The sequence below is a fragment of the Bathymodiolus japonicus methanotrophic gill symbiont genome (assembly GCF_019721995.1).
Taxonomy (GTDB): domain Bacteria; phylum Pseudomonadota; class Gammaproteobacteria; order Methylococcales; family Methylomonadaceae; genus Methyloprofundus.
Genome location: NZ_BLYC01000004.1, coordinates 112,339 through 130,613, shown reverse-complemented (window position 1 = coordinate 130,613; position 18,275 = coordinate 112,339). Strand labels below are relative to the sequence as shown.

General features: G+C 42.0%; 22 protein-coding genes and 3 pseudogenes. 15 read left to right on the top strand and 10 right to left on the bottom strand.

The features are described 5' to 3' along the window. Positions 1-29: 29 nt before the first annotated feature. Positions 30-359: pseudogene (locus tag K6984_RS07635) on the top strand (IS1634 family transposase); the annotation flags it as partial. Between the two features lie 107 nt (positions 360-466). Here the strand turns inward: K6984_RS07635 and K6984_RS32885 are convergent. Next, on the bottom strand, positions 467-595 hold the full coding sequence (locus K6984_RS32885; protein WP_263458678.1) for a hypothetical protein: 129 nt from the start codon (positions 593-595) through the stop codon (positions 467-469). Here K6984_RS32885 and K6984_RS07630 point away from each other — a divergent pair. The 4 genes from K6984_RS07630 to K6984_RS07615 all read left to right on the top strand — a co-directional run bounded on the left by K6984_RS07630 (position 552) and on the right by K6984_RS07615 (position 2,728). Next, entirely contained in the window at positions 552-800 is a 249-nt protein-coding gene (locus K6984_RS07630; protein WP_221894979.1) for a hypothetical protein, read from the top strand. The genes K6984_RS32885 and K6984_RS07630 overlap by 44 nt on opposite strands. 190 nt (positions 801-990) lie before the next feature. After that, entirely contained in the window at positions 991-2,085 is a 1,095-nt protein-coding gene (locus K6984_RS07625; protein WP_221894978.1) for an acyl-CoA dehydrogenase family protein, read from the top strand. Between the two features lie 114 nt (positions 2,086-2,199). Continuing rightward, positions 2,200-2,391 carry a type II toxin-antitoxin system Phd/YefM family antitoxin gene (locus K6984_RS07620; protein WP_230987976.1) on the top strand — a complete coding sequence of 64 codons (192 nt, stop codon included), beginning with the start codon at positions 2,200-2,202 and terminating at the stop codon, positions 2,389-2,391. Beyond that, positions 2,375-2,728: a type II toxin-antitoxin system VapC family toxin gene (locus K6984_RS07615; protein WP_221894977.1), complete on the top strand. Its 354-nt coding sequence runs from the start codon at positions 2,375-2,377 to the stop codon at positions 2,726-2,728. Before K6984_RS07620 ends, K6984_RS07615 begins: the two co-directional genes overlap by 17 nt. Positions 2,729-3,174: 446 nt before the next feature. Here K6984_RS07615 and K6984_RS30765 read toward each other — a convergent pair. From K6984_RS30765 to K6984_RS07590, 4 genes and pseudogenes are all read right to left on the bottom strand, one after another. After that, positions 3,175-3,644: pseudogene (locus tag K6984_RS30765) on the bottom strand (transposase); the annotation flags it as partial. Next, positions 3,616-3,756 carry a hypothetical protein gene (locus K6984_RS07605; protein WP_221894975.1) on the bottom strand — a complete coding sequence of 47 codons (141 nt, stop codon included), beginning with the start codon at positions 3,754-3,756 and terminating at the stop codon, positions 3,616-3,618. The pseudogene K6984_RS30765 and the gene K6984_RS07605, both read right to left, overlap by 29 nt. A gap of 122 nt (positions 3,757-3,878) precedes the next feature. Beyond that, positions 3,879-4,143: pseudogene (locus K6984_RS36055) on the bottom strand (IS3 family transposase); the annotation flags it as partial. Between the two features lie 67 nt (positions 4,144-4,210). Further along, complete coding sequence (locus K6984_RS07590) at positions 4,211-4,588, bottom strand: hypothetical protein (protein ID WP_221894972.1); 378 nt, start codon at positions 4,586-4,588, stop codon at positions 4,211-4,213. Between the two features lie 257 nt (positions 4,589-4,845). Here K6984_RS07590 and K6984_RS07585 point away from each other — a divergent pair, with 257 nt between their 5' ends. Then, a complete protein-coding gene (locus tag K6984_RS07585; protein ID WP_221894971.1) occupies positions 4,846-4,995 on the top strand; it encodes a hypothetical protein in 150 nt (49 codons plus the stop codon). Positions 4,996-5,186: 191 nt separating this feature from the next. On the opposite strand, the gene K6984_RS07580 is transcribed toward K6984_RS07585, so the two are convergent. Then, on the bottom strand, positions 5,187-6,509 hold the full coding sequence (locus K6984_RS07580) for an NAD(P)/FAD-dependent oxidoreductase (RefSeq protein WP_221894970.1): 1,323 nt from the start codon (positions 6,507-6,509) through the stop codon (positions 5,187-5,189). A gap of 22 nt (positions 6,510-6,531) precedes the next feature. Then, the gene (locus K6984_RS07575; protein ID WP_221894969.1) at positions 6,532-6,699 is read right to left on the bottom strand and encodes a hypothetical protein; all 168 of its coding nucleotides are present in this window, start codon (positions 6,697-6,699) and stop codon (positions 6,532-6,534) included. Between the two features lie 11 nt (positions 6,700-6,710). On the opposite strand from K6984_RS07575, the gene K6984_RS07570 reads away from it, so the two are divergent. Next, positions 6,711-6,932 carry a hypothetical protein gene (locus tag K6984_RS07570; protein WP_221894968.1) on the top strand — a complete coding sequence of 74 codons (222 nt, stop codon included), beginning with the start codon at positions 6,711-6,713 and terminating at the stop codon, positions 6,930-6,932. 473 nt (positions 6,933-7,405) lie between these two features. On the opposite strand, the gene K6984_RS07565 is transcribed toward K6984_RS07570, so the two are convergent. After that, positions 7,406-8,497, bottom strand: coding sequence for a transposase (locus tag K6984_RS07565; protein ID WP_221894967.1), 1,092 nt, complete (start codon positions 8,495-8,497; stop codon positions 7,406-7,408). A 39-nt stretch (positions 8,498-8,536) separates the two neighbouring features. Beyond that, a complete protein-coding gene (locus tag K6984_RS07560) occupies positions 8,537-8,695 on the bottom strand; it encodes a hypothetical protein (RefSeq protein WP_221893723.1) in 159 nt (52 codons plus the stop codon). A 448-nt stretch (positions 8,696-9,143) separates the two neighbouring features. On the opposite strand from K6984_RS07560, the gene K6984_RS07555 reads away from it, so the two are divergent. Further along, entirely contained in the window at positions 9,144-9,437 is a 294-nt protein-coding gene (locus K6984_RS07555) for a hypothetical protein (RefSeq protein ID WP_221894966.1), read from the top strand. Here the strand turns inward: K6984_RS07555 and K6984_RS07550 are convergent. After that, entirely contained in the window at positions 9,327-9,980 is a 654-nt protein-coding gene (locus K6984_RS07550) for a hypothetical protein (protein ID WP_221894965.1), read from the bottom strand. The genes K6984_RS07555 and K6984_RS07550 overlap by 111 nt on opposite strands. A 1,414-nt stretch (positions 9,981-11,394) precedes the next feature. On the opposite strand from K6984_RS07550, the gene K6984_RS07545 reads away from it, so the two are divergent. The 7 genes from K6984_RS07545 to K6984_RS07515 all read left to right on the top strand — a co-directional run bounded on the left by K6984_RS07545 (position 11,395) and on the right by K6984_RS07515 (position 18,090). Then, positions 11,395-12,426 carry a sulfite exporter TauE/SafE family protein gene (locus K6984_RS07545; protein WP_221894964.1) on the top strand — a complete coding sequence of 344 codons (1,032 nt, stop codon included), beginning with the start codon at positions 11,395-11,397 and terminating at the stop codon, positions 12,424-12,426. Continuing rightward, positions 12,423-13,190, top strand: coding sequence for a lysophospholipid acyltransferase family protein (locus K6984_RS07540; protein WP_221894963.1), 768 nt, complete (start codon positions 12,423-12,425; stop codon positions 13,188-13,190). Before K6984_RS07545 ends, K6984_RS07540 begins: the two co-directional genes overlap by 4 nt. Before the next feature lie 7 nt (positions 13,191-13,197). Then, on the top strand, positions 13,198-13,980 hold the full coding sequence (locus K6984_RS07535) for a glycosyltransferase family 2 protein (protein WP_221894962.1): 783 nt from the start codon (positions 13,198-13,200) through the stop codon (positions 13,978-13,980). 255 nt (positions 13,981-14,235) lie between these two features. Beyond that, positions 14,236-14,499, top strand: a complete 264-nt coding sequence (locus tag K6984_RS07530) for a phosphopantetheine-binding protein (RefSeq protein ID WP_221894961.1) — start codon at positions 14,236-14,238, stop codon at positions 14,497-14,499. Between the two features lie 7 nt (positions 14,500-14,506). Continuing rightward, the gene (locus tag K6984_RS07525) at positions 14,507-15,154 is read left to right on the top strand and encodes a COG4648 family protein (RefSeq protein WP_221894960.1); all 648 of its coding nucleotides are present in this window, start codon (positions 14,507-14,509) and stop codon (positions 15,152-15,154) included. Positions 15,155-15,157: 3 nt separating this feature from the next. Further along, positions 15,158-15,784 (top strand): LolA family protein, encoded by a 627-nt coding sequence (locus K6984_RS07520; protein WP_221894959.1) that lies wholly within the window; start codon positions 15,158-15,160, stop codon positions 15,782-15,784. Positions 15,785-15,786: 2 nt separating this feature from the next. Continuing rightward, complete coding sequence (locus tag K6984_RS07515) at positions 15,787-18,090, top strand: MMPL family transporter (protein ID WP_221894958.1); 2,304 nt, start codon at positions 15,787-15,789, stop codon at positions 18,088-18,090. Positions 18,091-18,275: the final 185 nt, after the last annotated feature.

Genomic DNA, 18,275 nt, shown 5'->3' with positions numbered 1-18,275 from the left:
TTTACCTTCTCAATATCAAAAACTTGAACATCGAGTATCACAAAAAAGAAGAGCGGGTTACCGGACACCTATTCATCACATTATTAGCTTACCACCTGGTACATGTACTGCGTTATCAACTTAGATTGCAGGACACCCATCTAAGCTGGGAAAGCATTCGCAACAGGATGTCGACCCAGCAACGCATGACCATTACTTTACCCACGGATAACGATACAATCATTCACCTGCGAACCACAAGCAAAGCAGAAACCAGACAAAAACAAATATACACTGCGTTGAATATTAACCCCGACCCGATTGGAAAAGTTAAAACGATCGTTGATATGAAACCTGTAGTGCCAACTGGGGCCGATTGAAAAATTTAACTCATTGAAATAATGGGAAATTGACTGTATATGTCACGAAGATAGGTTAAGAAATGAGGTTGAATTTCGTATTGTTTCATTAAGCAAGTTATTCCCTTTTACAAACACCAATAGCAGGCGCGCCATGCTACCTCACGAAATTCCGGGACTCCTGTCGCCATAATTCGTTCACCTACGCAGCGGATGGGAGATGCCCTGAACGCCCTGCGTCCGCAACGACTACGCACAAAAGCCGCTTCGTCATTGCTACCTCACTGGCTGAACGGCTATTCGGAATGCAATTCTTGCTCCTCTCGTGCGCTGCTAGCACACGTCGAATCAGCGAATTGCCCTGTCGCCTATCAGGGACTAAAAATCACCACTTCGCTAAGCTCCGTTTCCATGATTTCCAGCGAGAGGATTAAGAAAATCTTAATATCCTTGTTAACATGACATAATAAGTACAATTATCTGGGTAGTTATACTTCGCACGGTCACGACTGTGGCTTTCTAGCGGCTGAGTTTTTGCTAATAGCTACGTTGCTGAAACCGTTACGTAGCCAGCTATGCGATAGTTTCAGTGCTTTGCTCTCGACTATATTAAAGGCTCTAGCGGACTAAAGTCCGCACTACTTACTCCCTTATGACCCAATACCAGCAACTCCCGCCTAGCAGCAATATTCTCGCATCGAAACAGCGCTTACAATTCTGCGCACAACAAAACCTTCTAAAACATGCCATTAGCGCTCAGCTAGGCGGACAAGGAGATGGATTTCAGGAACTGGTTAACGCGCACTTACAATTAGGCAAGCAGTGCCAGGATACTGGCTTAATCCTGTCCATTAATGCACATCTCTGGGGCTCAATCTTCCCATTAATATTGTATGGCACAGAAGAGCAGCAACAAAACTGGCTCCCTGCACTACTCTCGGGTGATATGATCGGCGGTCATGCCATTACTGAACCTCAGGCTGGCTCAGACGTTAATGCTATAGAAACTATAGCATTACAAACAGACTCAGGCTTTGTGCTCAATGGGCATAAGCGCTTTATCACCAACACTCCGATTGCCGATGTATTGCTGATCTATGCAAAACTAGAGGGTAAACTTTCTGCATTCCTGGTTAAACAAACAGATTCAGGCGCAGACTTTACCGACAAGCCTAATGTAGCAGGCTGTACTACTGCTACGATGGGCGATATTATCCTAAGCAGCTGTCAGATTCCAATCGGTCGTCAGCTAGGCAAAACCGGTGTAGGTGGCATGATGATCCAAAATGCTCTCGAGCTAGAAAGAGCGTTTATATTCGCTGGGATTATTGGCATTATGCAATGGCAACTAGAGCAAGTAATTCAACACTCTAGGCATCGTTATGTAAATGGTGCTCATTTAGGTGCTAATCAGGCTATCAGCCATAAAATTGCCGATATGAAGTGCCGCCAGGAAAGCTGCTTACTCTGGGTTAATGAATGCGCCAGATTAAAAGACTCAGGCAAGCGTATTAGCCTAGCCAGTGCGCAGACCAAATTATTTGCCAGTGAAGCATTTTTACAATCCAGCCTGGATGCCGCTCACATCATGGGAGCTGAGGGCTTGATCGCGGAAAGTAAAATGACGACACTGGTTCAGGATGCCATGGCCAGCAGATTATTTTCTGGTTCTTCGGAAATACAGAAGAATATCATTGCGGCATTAATTGGCACTGGGACGGGGTTTAAGGGCCAAATAAAAAATTAAACTATTTGCTATTGCTTACCCACTGCTTATAATTGTACATAATTTATGTACAGAAAGACGCTCCATTATGCTACAAGTTAAAATTACTGACTTAAGAGCTCATCTGCCTGATTTTTGAAGAAAGTTAGCAATGGCGAACAAATTCAAATTACCAGCCACGGAAAAACCATTGCCAGAATTATTCCAGAAATTAATCAAGTGGATGCAGCAAAAAAAAGGCTGAATGCACTGCGCGGCACCATGATAGTTGGCGATATTCTGCAGCCACTAGACAACGAGTGGAGTGCCGATGCTGACAATTTGTGATACCCATATTTTGATTTTTTGGCAGGACGCACCCAATCGCTTATCTTCAAAAGCAGCGCAAGCAGTAGAAAACTCATTAGCAACAAAGTCTCTGGCATGTTCTGATATTTCTTTTTGGGAAATAGCGATGTTATTCAAAGCGGGGCGCTTAAGAGATGACGTTCCTGCCGGGCAGTATATGGATGATATCACCCAAGCTATGTCACTCAATGTGCTGCCAGTGACACCCAAAATTGCGACTATGTCACAGGAAAATATATTTATCCATAAAGCCCCCTCTAATCGATTAATCGCATCAACTGCAATAGTTAATAAACTGAAGTTTCCCAATTATTGAGTAGCTGAAACACACAATGCTGGTGTATCGAGGTTTATTTTAGGTGGTTTTGCCATGTTTATAGCAAACCCCTACTTAATTCCCCTTAGGCAATAGCATTTGAAACGAATGAAAAGACTGTTTTTTTCATATAGTTGTAGCATAGTTTCAATTTTACCATAAATAATTATTGGGAAACTTCAGTTAATAAAGTGCCTTTAATATCTGCTGATACAAAATTACAGAATATTATAATACTCCCCATTGTCCAGACCAATTTATTAAATAGTTAAGATAGCCCTTCCCTTTTTATATTAATAATTTGTTATTATTGCGCCGCAGGCGTTTTGATACTACTCTTTGCCGACTGCGGTGAAATGTGGTCAAAGGGTGAATTAGTGCGGGTAAGTTCGTGGGAAACGGCTTTATCGTTTTCCATCAGCTTATCCACACGTTCCGTAGGAAATTCACGCTTTGTCCACATGGAGTCCGCCTGCAGGGACTCTCACGTATAGACCGTTTTTTTTATAATAAACCTCCGCTGGCGTTCGATAGTCCAAGGACTGATGAATTCGCCTGTGATTGTAAAATTCAAAATAGTCTTTCAGCCCTAAATATGCTTCATTCACTGCCTGAAAGTCATTCAGATAGACCTTTTCATACTTGACTGATCGCCACAATCGTTCAACAAAAATATTATCCAATGCGCGGCCTCTGCCATTCATGCTAACACGGATTCCTTTCTCCAATAAGGACCCTGTAAATCGATTCGTTGTGAATTGACTTCCCTGGTCCGTATTAAAGATTTCACACTGTGATGAACTTAGTGTTTCATTAAGGGCTGCTATGCAAAGTCTGCGTCCATTGTCGTACTTAACGCCCAATTAAGTACATATTGGCTATGCCAGTCAATAATGGCCATCAGATAGACAAAACCAGGCGCGCCATGCTACCTCACGAAATTCCGGGACTCCTGTCGCCATAATTCGTTCACCTACGCAGCGGATGGGAGATGCCCTGAACGCCCTGCGTCCGCAACGACTACGCACAAAAGCCGCTTCGTCATTACTACCTCACTGGCTGGACGGCTATTCGGAATGCAATTCTTGCTCCTCTCGCGTGCTGCTAGCACACGTCGAATCAGCGAATTGCCCTGTCGCCTTTCAGGGACTAAAAATCACCACTTCGCTAAGCTCCGTTTCCATGATTTTCAGCGCATGCTTCATGCGGATGTAGGTAATATCCGTACTCCAGACCTGATTGCATCGCTCGATCTGCAGGTTCCTCAGTAAATAAGGATAGATCTTATGCTCTGAGTTGCCATGACTTAGTCTTGGCTTTGGATATACCGCTTCCAGCCCCATCTGCCTTAGTAACCGTCTCACTCGCTTCGGATTGACCTGGTGCCCTTGAGATCTCAAATGCTCCGTCATTTTCAAGACACCGTAAAAGGGTGTTTCGGTATATTGTTTATCCAATTCATGCATCAGCATCAGGGTATAGTCATCTATGCCAACGGGTCGGTAATATAAACTTGACCTGTTGATGCTCAACAAGCAACACTGCTTTCTGATACTTAACTCTGAATGACCTGGCTCTATCCACATTTTTCGAGTCGCAAGTGGAAGAGTCATAGATTTTTTTTAGAAAATCATTCTCTACTTCCAGTTGCCCTATCTGCTTGTACAGATCGTCAACTAAAGCCTGCTGGTCATTATCCTGTTGTTTCCTTTTAGTCGAGAATGCTTCAGGAATAACCTCTAATACAGCTTTTTTCCAATTGTTGATTTGTGTTGCATGAATACCATATTTCGCGGTAATTTCAGCTCTTGTCTTTTCCCCTTTTAGTACGTCTAATACCACTTTTACTTTGGTTTGCATACTATGCTTCTTCCGATTTATGGTCATTTCTTAATCCTCAGTTTTGAGGGCAAGATTCTATCTTAAATGCTGGTCTAGTTTTTGGGGATCATTATAGTTGACCGTCTTTTAGTCGTAAGTGTTTTTTAACAGGCGCGCCATGCTACCTCACGAAATTCCGGGACTCCTGTCGCCGTAATTCGTTCACCTACGCAGCGAATAGGAGATGCTCCAGCCGCCCTGCGTCCGCCACAGACTGAGCACAAAGCAGCTCAGTCATGGCTACCACAAATGGCTCTACGGCTATTCGGGATAAAATTTTAGCCTCCCTCGCGCGCTATCGCGCACTTCGGATTGGCAAATTTCCCTGCGCCTTCTGGAGACTATCAGCCCGTCCGGGGCTGACAGCGACTGAAGTTTCCCAATAATTATTTATGGTAAAATTGAAACTATGCTACAACTATATGAAAAAAAATAGTCTTTTCATTCGTTTCAAATGCTATTGCCTAAGGGGAATTAAGTAGGGGTTTGCTATAAACATGGCAAAACCACCTAAAATAAACCTCGATACACCAGCATTGTGTATTTCAGCTACTCAATAATTGGGAAACTTCAGTAATTAAAAATTAAGCTCTGCTATCACGCCCTTTTTTTGCTGTTCAAACTGTTCTGAAAATTGCTCCCAGACACCTGCTTCACGAGCAAGCTGCTTGAAATTTTCCGAACGATTGGTCATTTCAGAAGCCACCAGCATCAACTCTAATTCCAGCGGTGGCATTGATTTCATCAATGATTTAACCAGATCCCTATGCACTCCATTACAACCAAAATCTCCCAGAGAAAGCGCCCTGGAAAAGCTATAAAACTGCTGCATACGGTTTTCACATAAAGCTGCAAAACGCGCCGCTTTTTTCGTATTTTTTAACGATTCGCTAATAGCCAGAGAAGCCACTGCCGCATTATAAAAAGCATTCTGTACCCCGTGCGAAAATATAGGATCTACAAAGCCCGCCGCATCACCGATGCAATAATAATTTTCCCTACAGGCCTGGCTGGCATAATAGGAATAATCAGGACGATACTGCAAAGAACCCGCAATAAACTCGGCATCTCTTAATAAATCCTTTAAGTAAGGTATCCGCGCGCAACTGTGTATAAAATATGCTTCACGCTGGATCTTATTCATACCGGTTAATTTATCGGTATGTACGATCAGACCAACGCTGGTTTTCTCACGCAAAATAATATGCCATAACCAGCCATCATCATGTGTCATCACAAAAGTCACGGGAGCCATCGTCTTTAATTCTGCATGAGAGTGACTTTGACGATCGACACCGACAAAGCGCGAACTTTTGAAATAGCCCCAAAGAGACAAGAAGTTCATTTCCGAACTAATGGTTTGCCGAGTTTCTAACTGATGTGCTAATAAAGAACTATGTCCACTAGCATCAATTAGATATTGACATTGTATCGTGCCTTGTTGATTTGAAGTGCCACGGGTATCGGTATAGGCAACAATAGGTTGAGATTGGGATAGATCAACTTTTTTAACCACCACCTGGTTAAAAACCTGCGCACCTTGCTGCTCAGAATGCTCAAGCAAGAGCTGGTCAAAAACATCCCGCTCGATATGCAAACCTGGCCGGGTATAGCCATAATCTGAAAACAGAATCTGATGAATTTTATTATTCCAGACGGTAATACCACCTGCTTTACTAAGAAACCCTTGTTGCTGAATTTTTTCAGTAACACCCAGTTGATCGGTGAATTTCCAGAAATGCGGAATCAGGCTTTCACCGACCTGGTTACGTGGGAATTTTGCGCGCTCCAGCAACACGACATCAATACCTCTTTTTGCCAACTGTGTTGCAGCACTACTTCCGGCAGGGCCACCGCCGATAACTAGTACGGTACATTTTTCAGGTAGTAAATCTGCCATTATTATATTTATCTCTCGATCATCACATATCGCCTAAAGAAGCTCCACCGACTGGATTATTAAGCCATTCAGCAATATCTTTGCCTAATGCCTTAGTGCAACGCCCTAATAATGCGCAAGTGCCTTTATAGGCTCCCATAAAGCCTCGATTGGCAGTAAATGTACGTGTCTTTTTTCCTTTTCTGAGCAAGGAACCTTTGATTGTTACCCACTGCCCTGAACGCCCTGCGTCCGCAACGACTACGCACAAAAGACGCTTCGTCATTACTACCTCACTGGCTGGACGGCTATTCGGAATGCAATTCTTGCTCCTCTCGCGTGCTGCTAGCACACGTCGAATCAGCAAATTGCCCTGTCGCCTATCAGGGACTAAAAATCACCACTTCGCTAAGCTACGTTTCCATGATTTTCAGCGTTTGTTGATCTCTTTGCATCTAAATTTATACTCGCGTATTGATCTTGCGCATAGCTTTGCACAAAACCAGGTAATTTAGTTAATAGCTGACATTCCTTACGTACCGCCTCTCTTACTTGCAAATCCTTGGCAAAAATAACCGGGGCAATATTTAATGTGCCCGTTCCGGTATAGCTAACAGATTGATTTTCAACAGCAGTTGTATTAACTAAAGCCAGTATTAGCGCAGGCAGTAACAAACAACACCAACAATAAGGGAAATAAGTTTAGTTGTTTCATATAACTGAAGTTTCCCAATTATTGAGTAGCTGAAATACACAATGCTGGTGTATCGAGGTTTATTTTAGGTGGTTTTGCCATGTTTATAGCAAACCCCTACTTAATTCCCCTTAGGCAATAGCATTTGAAACGAATGAAAAGACTATTTTTTTTCATGTATAGTTTCTCAGATAAATAATTTCCAAATTTGGAGAGCTTAAACTTAGGCGGTAACAACGAAATCTTCCCGCAATTTTTGCATAACACAAATCACTTTACTGGCATCATACATATAAGTGTTAAAAGTTTGCACAACTGAATCATGAAGATCTTCAAAAGTCTTAAAATACTTCATATGAGTCGAATCGCGTTTCGTATTTTTCCATAATTTCTCAATCGGATTAAAATCCGGCGAGAACGCAGGGAGACGTTCTACTGTCAAACGATCTACATTAGCTAACTTAAATTCCTTAATAACACCGCTTCCATGATACGGGGCACCATCTTCAATTAGAATAATCTTGCCTTTATAATAAGCCAGCAATTGTGTTAAAAACTCAACATAGCTTTCACCATTAAAACGCCCAGATGTTTCAGCGTGTTGTAATATCATTGGCTTATAACTCTCGATTAAGACGTTGTCGGCAATAGAATATATCGCTTCCATAAAAAGCTTCTGTGTTGGATATTTCTCATTTTTTAAGCTTTTAAGAATAGCTAAAAATTCTTGAGGCAGCCCAGCTTCTTTTAAAAGTCTAAGTGACTTTGGTTTTATCTCATAAGCCAATGATTCTCGGTATTGAAAACTCCCTCCTTCGAGTTCGATCGTACCAAACATTTTCAACCCTTTTCGAATCCCTGATGTTTTCACTGTGGGTTGCTCTCCTATTGGAGCCCAGGTTCGTGCCAATGAACCCCACATAGCAAATGACACCTCATCACCGAATAAAACGACACTCTTTTCTTCTACCGCCTTTTCCATAATGGCAGGCAATGTTTCTTCCAGCCACGTTTTTCTTTCAAGCTCGTACTTTTCTTCTTCTTGGCGATCAGTCACAAAACGAGCTTTTTGATAACTGAAGCCCAGTTTTTTCATTAGGCTTGATAAATAGTTCAAGTTATAACGAACTTCAAATTTTAACCAAATAAGCTCGGCAATCATCGCAGTATTCCATATTCCACAATGAAATCCATTGTCTTCTGGGCCTTTCTTTATCAACTCAACCAATCTATTTTTCTGGTCTTTAGTTAACTTTGACTTCCGACCACATCCTTGATAGTGTTGCCCTATTAACCAACCGACACCTTTATGCATGAATGTTTTCAGCCAATTTATAATGGTTTTTTCACAGACTCACATTAGGCGTGCTATTTCTTTGATTCCCATGCATTCACTGAACCAGAGTAGAGCTTGAGTTAATCGATATAAACAAATATTACTTAGCTTGAGAGCTGTCGCCATATTTTTTTTTAGTCGGTCTACAATTGACTTTGAAAAAGTGAGGGATACCATTTTTGACTGTTTCCGTTAGTGTTGGGACGAAAATTATAAGCCAGTTTCCCCTCTGTCGTTTTTGTTTGTTCGGAAATTAATTTTCTGAAACTCGATGTTCAAGTTTTTTAACTGATTGATTTTATTGATAATTCTACTGACAAAGAAAGCATCAACATCATTGTAAATCAATCACTTATAAAACAAAGCCGGAAAAATTTACTTTTCTTAGCCCAGTTATAGCTGAAAACTTGAACATCGAGTGAAAGTCTATAGCTAATAATTATTAGCTTAGCTGATTAGGTCGTTAGTAAGCATTGTATTCTAGCATGGAAATAGCTGGATTAAACTAGTAATACTTGACTGTCAGCTTAAAACATGATGTTTTTTAAGTGATTTTCAGGCGCGCCATGCTACCTCACGAAATTCCGGGACTCCTGTCGCCATAATTCGTTCACCTACGCAGCGGATGGGAGATGCCCTGAACGCCCTGCGTCCGCAACGACTACGCACAAAAGCCGCTTCGTCATTACTACCTCACTGGCTGGACGGCTATTCGGAATGCAATTCTTGCTCCTCTCGCGTGCGGCTAGTACACGTCGAATCAGCGAATTGCCCTGTCGCCTATCAGGGACTAAAAATCACCACTTCGCTAAGCTACGTTTCCATGATTTTCAGCGTCGGTGACGGCTTTATCGTAGACATAGAGATGTTTCTGAGAGCTGTTATTTCCCTTGTTTTGCTTTTCAATATGATCTCGTAACACAGGTATTTCTTGATGTCTCTGAGTTCCGTTTGTCACCAGACAAAGAAATCTGAGCAACCCACTTCTGAGATTCAACGCGTAAATCCCCCCGGCCGCATAAACTTTCCCCTTGCTGTTTTTTTCAGTATGGCAGGCATGATCAATAAAATGTCCATCCGCTGCTTCTATGGTGTATTCGTCAAGTTCTGGGAATGCTTTAAGATAATCAATGCCTTGCGATAGCAGTGTTTCAGCGTGAAGATGATAGCTCTGCTGTTCAAATGCCTCAAGCATACTTGTTCGTCTATGCGACTTCAGTGATTTAAAATACGTTGAGTGGGGAAGCAGCTGGCCATAAATCTGTTCATTGGTTTGGAAGAAATGGCGACCACTATCGACTACACTGATACAGCGTAATAACCCAAGGCGAATAAAGTCGATATCCTTCAACTCTGGGCATGAACGAGACCACAAAGGATGACGCTCTGCTAACAGGGCACGTTCCATACTTTCATTGCAGTGTTGGTGAATATGTTCAGAGAGTGGTAGGTCTTTAAGCATGGGTGATATCCGTTTATGAGGTGATTAAAACGGAAATTTTTAGAAAATTTCTTCGGCAATTGCAAGCTTTATTTGAAATTATTTGTTGTTTTTTTACGGTGCCTACAGAGTGTCTATTTGCTGTTATAAGTGATTAAAATCAAAAAGATGGAAATATTCGAGTGGTGCTACCTTCAGGTAGGTTATAGGCTGCTTTGTTTAGGTACTTCTTCTTTCAATGGGAACACTGATGATAAACATGGCAAAACCACCTAAAATAAACCTCGATACACCAGCATTGTGTATTTCAGCTACTCAATAATTGGGAAACTTCAGTTGAGTAGTGAACCGTCACTTTTTAAGACGGTTCCTTCGGTACAGGTTGACACTGTGAAGAGGGAATCTCACTCAATTTCATTTTTAAGTGATGTGGATAAAAATATGAAAAAATATTAATGGTTGTTTTGCTTGTACTCGATGTTCAAGTTTTCAGCTATAACTGGGCTAAGAAAAGTAAATTTTTCCGGCTTTGTTTTATAAGTGATTGATTTACAATGATGTTGATGCTTTCTTTGTCAGTAAAATTATCAATAAAATCAATCAGTTAAAAAACTTGAACATCGAGTTGTAGTGAATTTTCCTATTGCAGCGGCTGGAATTTATGATGGTATATGGGCAGCACAATATCAAAATGTTGATATCGGGTACCTGAGTATTCATGAGAATAATGGTCAATTGGTTCTTATCGTGTTGCAAGGAGACATTATTAACTTGGGGAGCCTGGTTAGGAAAACGGAATGATAATAGAGTATCATTACAAACTGTGGTTGGTGTTCTTCAGGCTACGACAGACACTGTGTTTACATCACCAGTCACATTAGAAATAACGCAAACATCATGTTTTTCAACCAACCCGGGTATAATTTGCGCTCGTCAAAATGGGGAAATGATTACTACGACAAAAATATTTTAGAGTGTTGAGTTTGGACATCTCTTTATTAAGCATTAGTAGAAGGTGTATTTAATGTTAGCAAAACCATGATACATGGTAAGAACTGAAGCGAAACCATCTCTTACCCTGCTAGAGATTTTGTGGGATTTTATTTTAGATAAATCATAATATATCCCATTCTGATATAACCATAAATACTTTTTTTGCATTGCTCAGGGGTTCAAGTGCCTTATCTATTGATGCACATTCAGATTTTTCCATTATCATTTGCTAGGCTTCCCAGGCATAATATTGTATTTCATGGCTAAGGTTTTATACGCGCTATGAATTGTTTGCTTGTCTCGATTCAGTTACCGAGGTGATCTGGGAGTAATCGATTTAAAATATCTGTCTAGTTCTGCCCAGAGAACAAATATAGATCACTTATGATGCATTGCCAGTCTGATGGTTGCATTTTTCCTGACCTTCTCTATCATAGCGCTCTTGCTTGTATACAATGTAACCACTCAACATCATATGGCAGTAAAAAAAGCGTTCTCTCCTTATTTAGTAAGCTTACTATTTGCGTCTGTCGTTTGGGCTGCATGGCTTGTTTATACCTACCCCGAACACTGGCGAATTTTTCAAGATTATTGGCAAATCTCAGTGACCATGATATTTGGCTCCATTATTGCTGGTGCTACCAGTGAAGGCGGTGGCGCGATTGCTTTTCCTGTGTTTACCAAAATGTTACATATCGCCCCGGGGGATGCAAAAGTTTTTTCTCTGGCGATACAAAGTGTGGGTATGGTTGCCGCTTCCATTGCTATAATAATGATGCGCGTTCAGGTGTTATGGCGAGTGATAGTCTGGGTGAGCCTGGGCGGGGTTGTTGGGTTATTTATAGGGTCTGTCTTATTAGCACCTGTTTTGGCATCTGATATTATTCGTATGCTATTTACTGTGATGGCGGTTAGTCTGGCATTTACGCTGATTCGCTTAAGCATTAGTTTCCGGCTTAATCATATCAGCATGCCGGAAATAAATTTAGGGGAAGTGGGTATATTGCTATTGGTAGGTGTGGCCGGTGGAACGGTGTCGGGTTTGGTGGGCAGTGGTATTGATATGCTTTGCTTTTCGGTACTGGTTTTATTATTTCGTATCAGCGAAAGCATCGCTACATCTACATCGGTTATTTTGATGGCAATTAGTTCAGTTTTTGGGATTTTGTTGCAAATGTATTTTTTGGATGGCATCAACCCCCAGGTGCAAGCCTATTGGTTATCTGCGGTTCCTGTTGTCGTTGTGGGTGCACCCTTGGGGGCTTATTTTTGTAGTCGTATGCATTACCTGAAGATACGCTATTTGTTAATCGCATTAATTTGTTTAGAGTTAGGTACTTCCTTATGGTTACTGGATTTTGATAGTACATTGATTGTTTTTAGTATTAGTATGCTGGCCTTGTTTTTGACTATTATGATTTGGATGAGTAAAGCACCATTCTATGCCCGTGACTCAGAGCAGGAGTGTTTGTGATTAAGTATTGTTGGGATTGGGTTGCTTACTGTTTTATGCTCATATATTGGGCAGTAACATCGATATTTGTTTCTCTGTTAGGAACTTTGTTGTACCTAATACTGCCGCCAAAGTACGCACTAGCGATTGGGCGTTTGCTGATACAAAAAGACTTTCAGTTGTTTATTTTTATATTGAAAATAACTGGTTTACTTATTCTGGAGGATGAGCAATTAAAAGCACTGGCAGAAAGGCAGGGAGCAATGATTGTCGCCCCCAATCATATCGCTTTATGGGATGTAGTTTTTATTGTGGCTCAAGTGCCAAAACTTATCATTATCATGAAAGAGAGTATCTTGAAAAACCCGTTATTTGGAGGGCAGGCGGGACGCCTCGCTGGCTATATCCCGGTAAACTCAATTAGCCAAATGATAAAGCTGGCCAGGCAGTGCTTATTAAAAAATAATCAGTTACTCATGTTTCCTGAAGGGACGCGAACAAAAACCGATGCGCAATGGATGAACCAGATACAAGGCGGTGTAGCCTTGCTGGCGAAACAAACTTCTGTGCCTATCATTCCGGTTTATATTCGTAGCAACTCCCGATTCTTTGAAAAGGGCTGGCCACTGTATAAAAAGCCGGTTTTTCCCTTAAGAATGAGTGTTCATGTCGGTGAGCCGGTTGTTATTCGAGCTAACGAGTCTGCACAAGAGTTTGTTCATCGATTGGAGGGAATTTATCATGATGAACTTTCCAAACCACACTCATTGCGTAGAAAATCATAGCTTTAGTATGAAGGATAAACATAAGGTGTCAGCGACTCATCTGCTGTTAATTCCCAGTTACAACACTGGGGCTTTATTAAAAGATACGGTAACTGAGGCACTACAACAGTGGTTGCCCGTCTGGGTGATTATTGATGGTAGTGATGACGGTAGTGATGCCCTGTTGCAGCCGTTGCAAATACAGTATTCTGGTACCTTGCGAGTCATAAAGTATAGTGAAAACAGCGGTAAAGGTGCTGCAGTGTTAGCAGGCATTATCCAGGCACAGCAGCAAGGTTATACACATATACTCACTATGGACGCGGATTATCAGCACCCGGCCAGCTTCATCAGGCAGTACATGCAGGCTTCAGTTGAAAACCCTGAATTTATGGTTTTAGGTGAACCGCTATTTGATGATTCAGCGCCTATGATACGTGTTAAAGGACGACAAATTTCAAACTGGTGGGTTAATCTGGAAACCATGAACTGGGGTATCCATGATTCTTTGTTCGGAATGCGTGTCTATCCTATTGCAGATTTAGTTGCGGTCATGCATTCAACCCGTTGGGCCAGGCGCTTTGATTTTGAACCTGAGGTGGCGGTACGTATGGCTTGGCGCGGCGTGCCAGTGGTTAATATCGCTACCCCGGTACGCTATATTTCTAAACAGGAAGGTGGCGTTAGTCGGTTTAAATATGGCCGGGATAATATGCTGCTGACAGGTATGCATATTCGCTTATTATGCGATTTTTTATTGCGCCTGCCAAAATTACTGATGCGCAATAAGAGTATGCGTAGGCTGGGTTGAAGTACGAAATCCAGCAACAATAATGCTGGGATTACTCCAGTGCTGCATAGTTTTGGAAAGTTGCCTAAATGAACTTTAACGTTAAATAAAAAGTATACTAACAACTCTATCCATTAACGTAACACGCTGCGGCACAAGCCCCATCCCAGTCTACTGCTAAAGCCAATTTCCCATCTGAAAATTATTTCATTAACGATCTCTTAGGGAAAATAAGGTAAAATACCCGCTATTTATTTTTAGTCTGGAAAAGGAAGTATGTCTCAAGAATTAGTAGCGGAATTAAAAACATTATTTATTGATGGTTTGCATTTAGAAGATGTTACACCTGAGGAAATTATTCCTGACGAGCCACTGTTTGGCGAAGGTTTAGGGCTGGATTCAATAGATGCGTTGGAAATCGTTGTGCTGTTAGATCGGAAATATGGGGTTAAAATTACCTCGGAAGATGATCGTAATCAGGAGATTTTTGCTTCAGTCAATTCGCTGGCTAAGTTTGTAGCGGAAAATAGAAGCAAATAGTTTCCTCATGCAAATCATACTGCGCATCATTATTAGTGTTGTCGTTTTGCTCTATCCTTTCCTGGTCTACAGGGGAGTGCAGGAAGGAGGTGTGTGGTTTGCGCATGCTGTGATTGCCGGCATATATTTTTATCAGGCGGTAAAAACACGAAAAACACCCGTGCGAGTACAAAAGCTGGTGATTGTATTAAGCTTGTTGGTGGGGACTATTTTTTATCAGGAACTAGTCGCAAAGCTGATTCCTATCATTATTCAACTGACTTTAATGTTGTTTTTTGGTAAAACTTTATTAAAAGGTAAAGGCCCGTCATTAGTAGAGCGCTTTGCGCGGCTTGACTTTCCTGATCAGCCCATGCCCTTAATATTGGTTAATTACTGTCGTAATCTAACGCTGGTTTGGGCAGGTTTTTTTGCTTTCAATGTCGTCACTTGTGTTGTACTGGCGCTGTTTGCACCTGTAGAGTGGTGGGCGGTTTTTACCGGCGTACTGATTTTTCTGTTATCCGTATTACTGATGGTTGCGGAATATTTTTGGCGCCATATTTATTTTCGGTCGCAAGATCTGCCCTTTGACCAAATTCCAGGATTTAAAGATTCCGCCAGGAATATGGTTGTTAATGGGCGCAAAATCTGGCTGGATGTGCAAGCGAGTTAAATAATGACAAAAAAAGTATGCACCTTGTTTTTATACTGTTTGTCGCTAGTGTGTCTGGCTGATGACAGTATAGAAAGCGTTATGCAGCGCATGAAGCCAGAACCGGCGGTGCAAATAGCGTACCAGGAAACGCGTACTATGGGCTTATTTGATGCCGACTGGCAGGGCAGCGGTTTTTTGTACGCTGCGCTTCCTGATAGCATGCTGAAACAGCAATTAAAACCAGAAATTGAACTCATGGCGGCTGATGGAAATCAGCTGATTTACCATAAGCCAAGCACACGAACCTACCACCACACTCAGTTAGATGAAAGTAATCCGATGATGGCGAGCCTGGTAGCATTCAAAGCCATGCTGACGGGTAATCTTGCTGCTTTGCGCCAGCTTTATCAGCTAAAATTTAGCTCTTCGGAGTTATCCTGGAAGCTAGAAATGACAGCAAAGAAGCATGAGCCAGACGAGCAGCCACTTAAAATTATTATGCAGGGAATCAGCGAGCAGGCGGCAAGTAAAATGGTCGTAACTTTGCCCGACGGTGACCGTAGTTCGTATGTTTTAAACCAGCCTCAGCAGGGGCAAGCAATTCGACAACACTTGCAGGAATTATTGCAGTCACTCAAAAGCCATTAGCTGTGCGTCGCTCGATTCCTGCATTAGTTTTCTTTCTGTGTTTGCCTTTGCTGATTGCCCTGGCTTTTTATACGACACAATTTAAAACAGATATTTCTGCTTTTGTTATTGCGGGCGATAATGCCGAAGAAATTTTACTAGCCAGTGAAATACAATCCGGCACTTTATCCCGACGTTATATTTTGTCAATTGATGCGGGTGAGAATAAACAGGTATCCCAGGGATTTATTCTGGCCTGGTTACGGCAGATAAAGACCATTTCTGGTGTAGTTGATGTCTGGATGACAGATGAAGAAAAAGGTGCCTGGGGTGCCTTATCCGATTTATATGCCCAACACGGGGCGCATTTATACAGTCTATATCCAGAACAGGCATTAGCTGACATATTAACTGAGCAAGCTCTGGCTGAACGAGCAGCTGGCTTAAAGCAGGCGCTGCTTTCTCCGCAGGCGCGGCTGATAAAGAAAATAGCTGTGCAGGATCCGTTATTATTATCCCTGAGCGGATTTAAGTCCTTTGCTGCGCAATTTCAAAAGCAACAATCAAAATCCTCCCAGTTTGCTAATTTTATATTAGAAACCCAAATGTCAGGCATGGATGTGCCAGCACAGTTAAAAATTCAGCAGCAAATCAAGCAGGCTTTTACCGCTGCAGCGCACAATACTGACTATCAGCTGGAAATGACCGGCGTGCCGCTGTTCGCCGTCGCGACCCAGACTATGATAGAAGCGGATATTAAATTTATCAGTATTTTTTCTACCCTGGTATTGATGTTGTTATTTCTGCTTCTGTTTCGCTCATTCCAGGTATTATTCTGGGTATTTTCTCTGCTGATGATGGTGATGACGCTGGCGGTATTAGTCACTAACCTGGCGTTTGGTTCGGTGCATGGCATGACTATCGCAATAGGCTCGACCTTAATCGGGATCTGCATAGATTATCCGATTCATGCAATTGTCCATGCGCAATGCTTGGCACAGGCGCAGAGGCTTACGGTGATAAAGCGTATTTTTCCTAGCTTGCTTATGGGCGGTGTGACCACGCTGATTGGTTATATAGCATTGGGTCTATCTGGTTATCCTGGATTTCAGCAAGTGGCTGTGTATACTTCGACTGGCATCATTGCCTCGTTATTATTGACCCGTTATTTATTTCCGCTATTGATGACCGGGGAAGCAAAAACCATTCAGCCCTTTCGGTTTATCGTTTTCTGGACTCGCTTTTGTCAGCGTTACCGCTTAATTCTATTAACTGTGGTCGTGTTATTGTCCGCTGCAGGTGCAGTACAATTAGACCGCTTACAGTGGATGCAGGACTTACAGCAATTAACCCCGGAACTGGATTTCTTAAAAGTCACTGATAAAAAAATTCGCCAGCGTATGGTGAATATGGAACCGGGGCGCTTTGTACTCGTCAGTGCTGTGACAGTAGAACAGACTCTACAAAGCGCTGAGCAGGTTTATCGGCGTCTGGATGAGCTAAAAGCATCGGGCGATGTGGAGGATTATTTTGGGCTTTATCCCTGGCTTTTGTCCGGGCAGCAGCAATTAGAAAATCAGCATTATTTATTATCTGCTTTAAATGATCGGCAACGTCAGTATTGGCGTAATGCATTGCACGATGCGGGTTTATCCATTAGTCGATTAGGCGAACTGGATTATACCCAGAGTAACATATTAAGCTTACAGCAGGTTTTGCAATCTCCTATCGCCAGGTTAGTCAGTAATCAAATCATTGTAACAGGGCAGCGAGCCTTATTAACCATCTGGTTGAGCGAACACCAGCCAGAAGCCATTCAAAGTGCTTTAGCTGATTTACCGCATGTGCAATATTTTAGTCAGCGCGATAGGCTCAATCGTATGGCGGTAGACTATCAGCGTCGTGCCGAAATTACGCTGTTATCAGGTCTGGCGTTGATCACATTATTATTATGGCTGCGTTATAAAAGCATTATTAAAACCGTACAAACCTTATCACCGGCTGTTTTATCAGCCTTAATGATTCTGGCTCTCTGGGCCTGGACGGGAGAGGCAATCAGCTTTTTACATTTAGTCGGGGTTTTATTAGCGGTGGCTATCTGTGTCGATTATGGGATTTTTTATCAGGAAAATCGCAGTGGCCATTTGACCTTAACCTATCAGGCGATGGCAGCTTCTATGCTGACCAGTGCTCTGGTCTTTGGTTGTCTGATTTTTGCCCAGACCTCGATGTTACAGACCTTGGCAAAGGTGGTTAGTTGTGGGGTGATATTGGGGTTTTTATTGTGTCCGATTTTGATTAAGACTAAGGCTCCTGGAAACAACTAATCCGGCTCAAATTTTGGACGATTATTTATTTCCAAGTGCCTAATAAAATAGCACGTGTTTATTGATAAAAGAAATAGTAGTAGATGTTTCATAGAAGAATTTAGGCATCTTATTTATTTGAGATTCAAGTATTGGCATAAAAGACCAGACCAGACTAGAATAAATATTCGAATGAGTTAAAAACA

What these genes read in the sequence shown, in the direction of transcription:
- K6984_RS07630 (WP_221894979.1), top strand. Translation starts at nt 552, where the DNA reads ATGGGAGATGCCCTGAACGCCCTGCGTCCGCAACGACTACGCACAAAA.
- K6984_RS07625 (WP_221894978.1), top strand. Translation starts at nt 991, where the DNA reads ATGACCCAATACCAGCAACTCCCGCCTAGCAGCAATATTCTCGCATCG.
- K6984_RS07615 (WP_221894977.1), top strand. Translation starts at nt 2,375, where the DNA reads ATGCTGACAATTTGTGATACCCATATTTTGATTTTTTGGCAGGACGCA.
- K6984_RS07590 (WP_221894972.1), bottom strand. Translation starts at nt 4,588, where the DNA reads ATGCAAACCAAAGTAAAAGTGGTATTAGACGTACTAAAAGGGGAAAAG.
- K6984_RS07585 (WP_221894971.1), top strand. Translation starts at nt 4,846, where the DNA reads ATGGCTACCACAAATGGCTCTACGGCTATTCGGGATAAAATTTTAGCC.
- K6984_RS07580 (WP_221894970.1), bottom strand. Translation starts at nt 6,509, where the DNA reads ATGGCAGATTTACTACCTGAAAAATGTACCGTACTAGTTATCGGCGGT.
- K6984_RS07565 (WP_221894967.1), bottom strand. Translation starts at nt 8,497, where the DNA reads ATGCATAAAGGTGTCGGTTGGTTAATAGGGCAACACTATCAAGGATGT.
- K6984_RS07560 (WP_221893723.1), bottom strand. Translation starts at nt 8,695, where the DNA reads ATGGTATCCCTCACTTTTTCAAAGTCAATTGTAGACCGACTAAAAAAA.
- K6984_RS07555 (WP_221894966.1), top strand. Translation starts at nt 9,144, where the DNA reads ATGGGAGATGCCCTGAACGCCCTGCGTCCGCAACGACTACGCACAAAA.
- K6984_RS07550 (WP_221894965.1), bottom strand. Translation starts at nt 9,980, where the DNA reads ATGCTTAAAGACCTACCACTCTCTGAACATATTCACCAACACTGCAAT.
- K6984_RS07535 (WP_221894962.1), top strand. Translation starts at nt 13,198, where the DNA reads ATGAAGGATAAACATAAGGTGTCAGCGACTCATCTGCTGTTAATTCCC.
- K6984_RS07530 (WP_221894961.1), top strand. Translation starts at nt 14,236, where the DNA reads ATGTCTCAAGAATTAGTAGCGGAATTAAAAACATTATTTATTGATGGT.
- K6984_RS07525 (WP_221894960.1), top strand. Translation starts at nt 14,507, where the DNA reads ATGCAAATCATACTGCGCATCATTATTAGTGTTGTCGTTTTGCTCTAT.
- K6984_RS07520 (WP_221894959.1), top strand. Translation starts at nt 15,158, where the DNA reads ATGACAAAAAAAGTATGCACCTTGTTTTTATACTGTTTGTCGCTAGTG.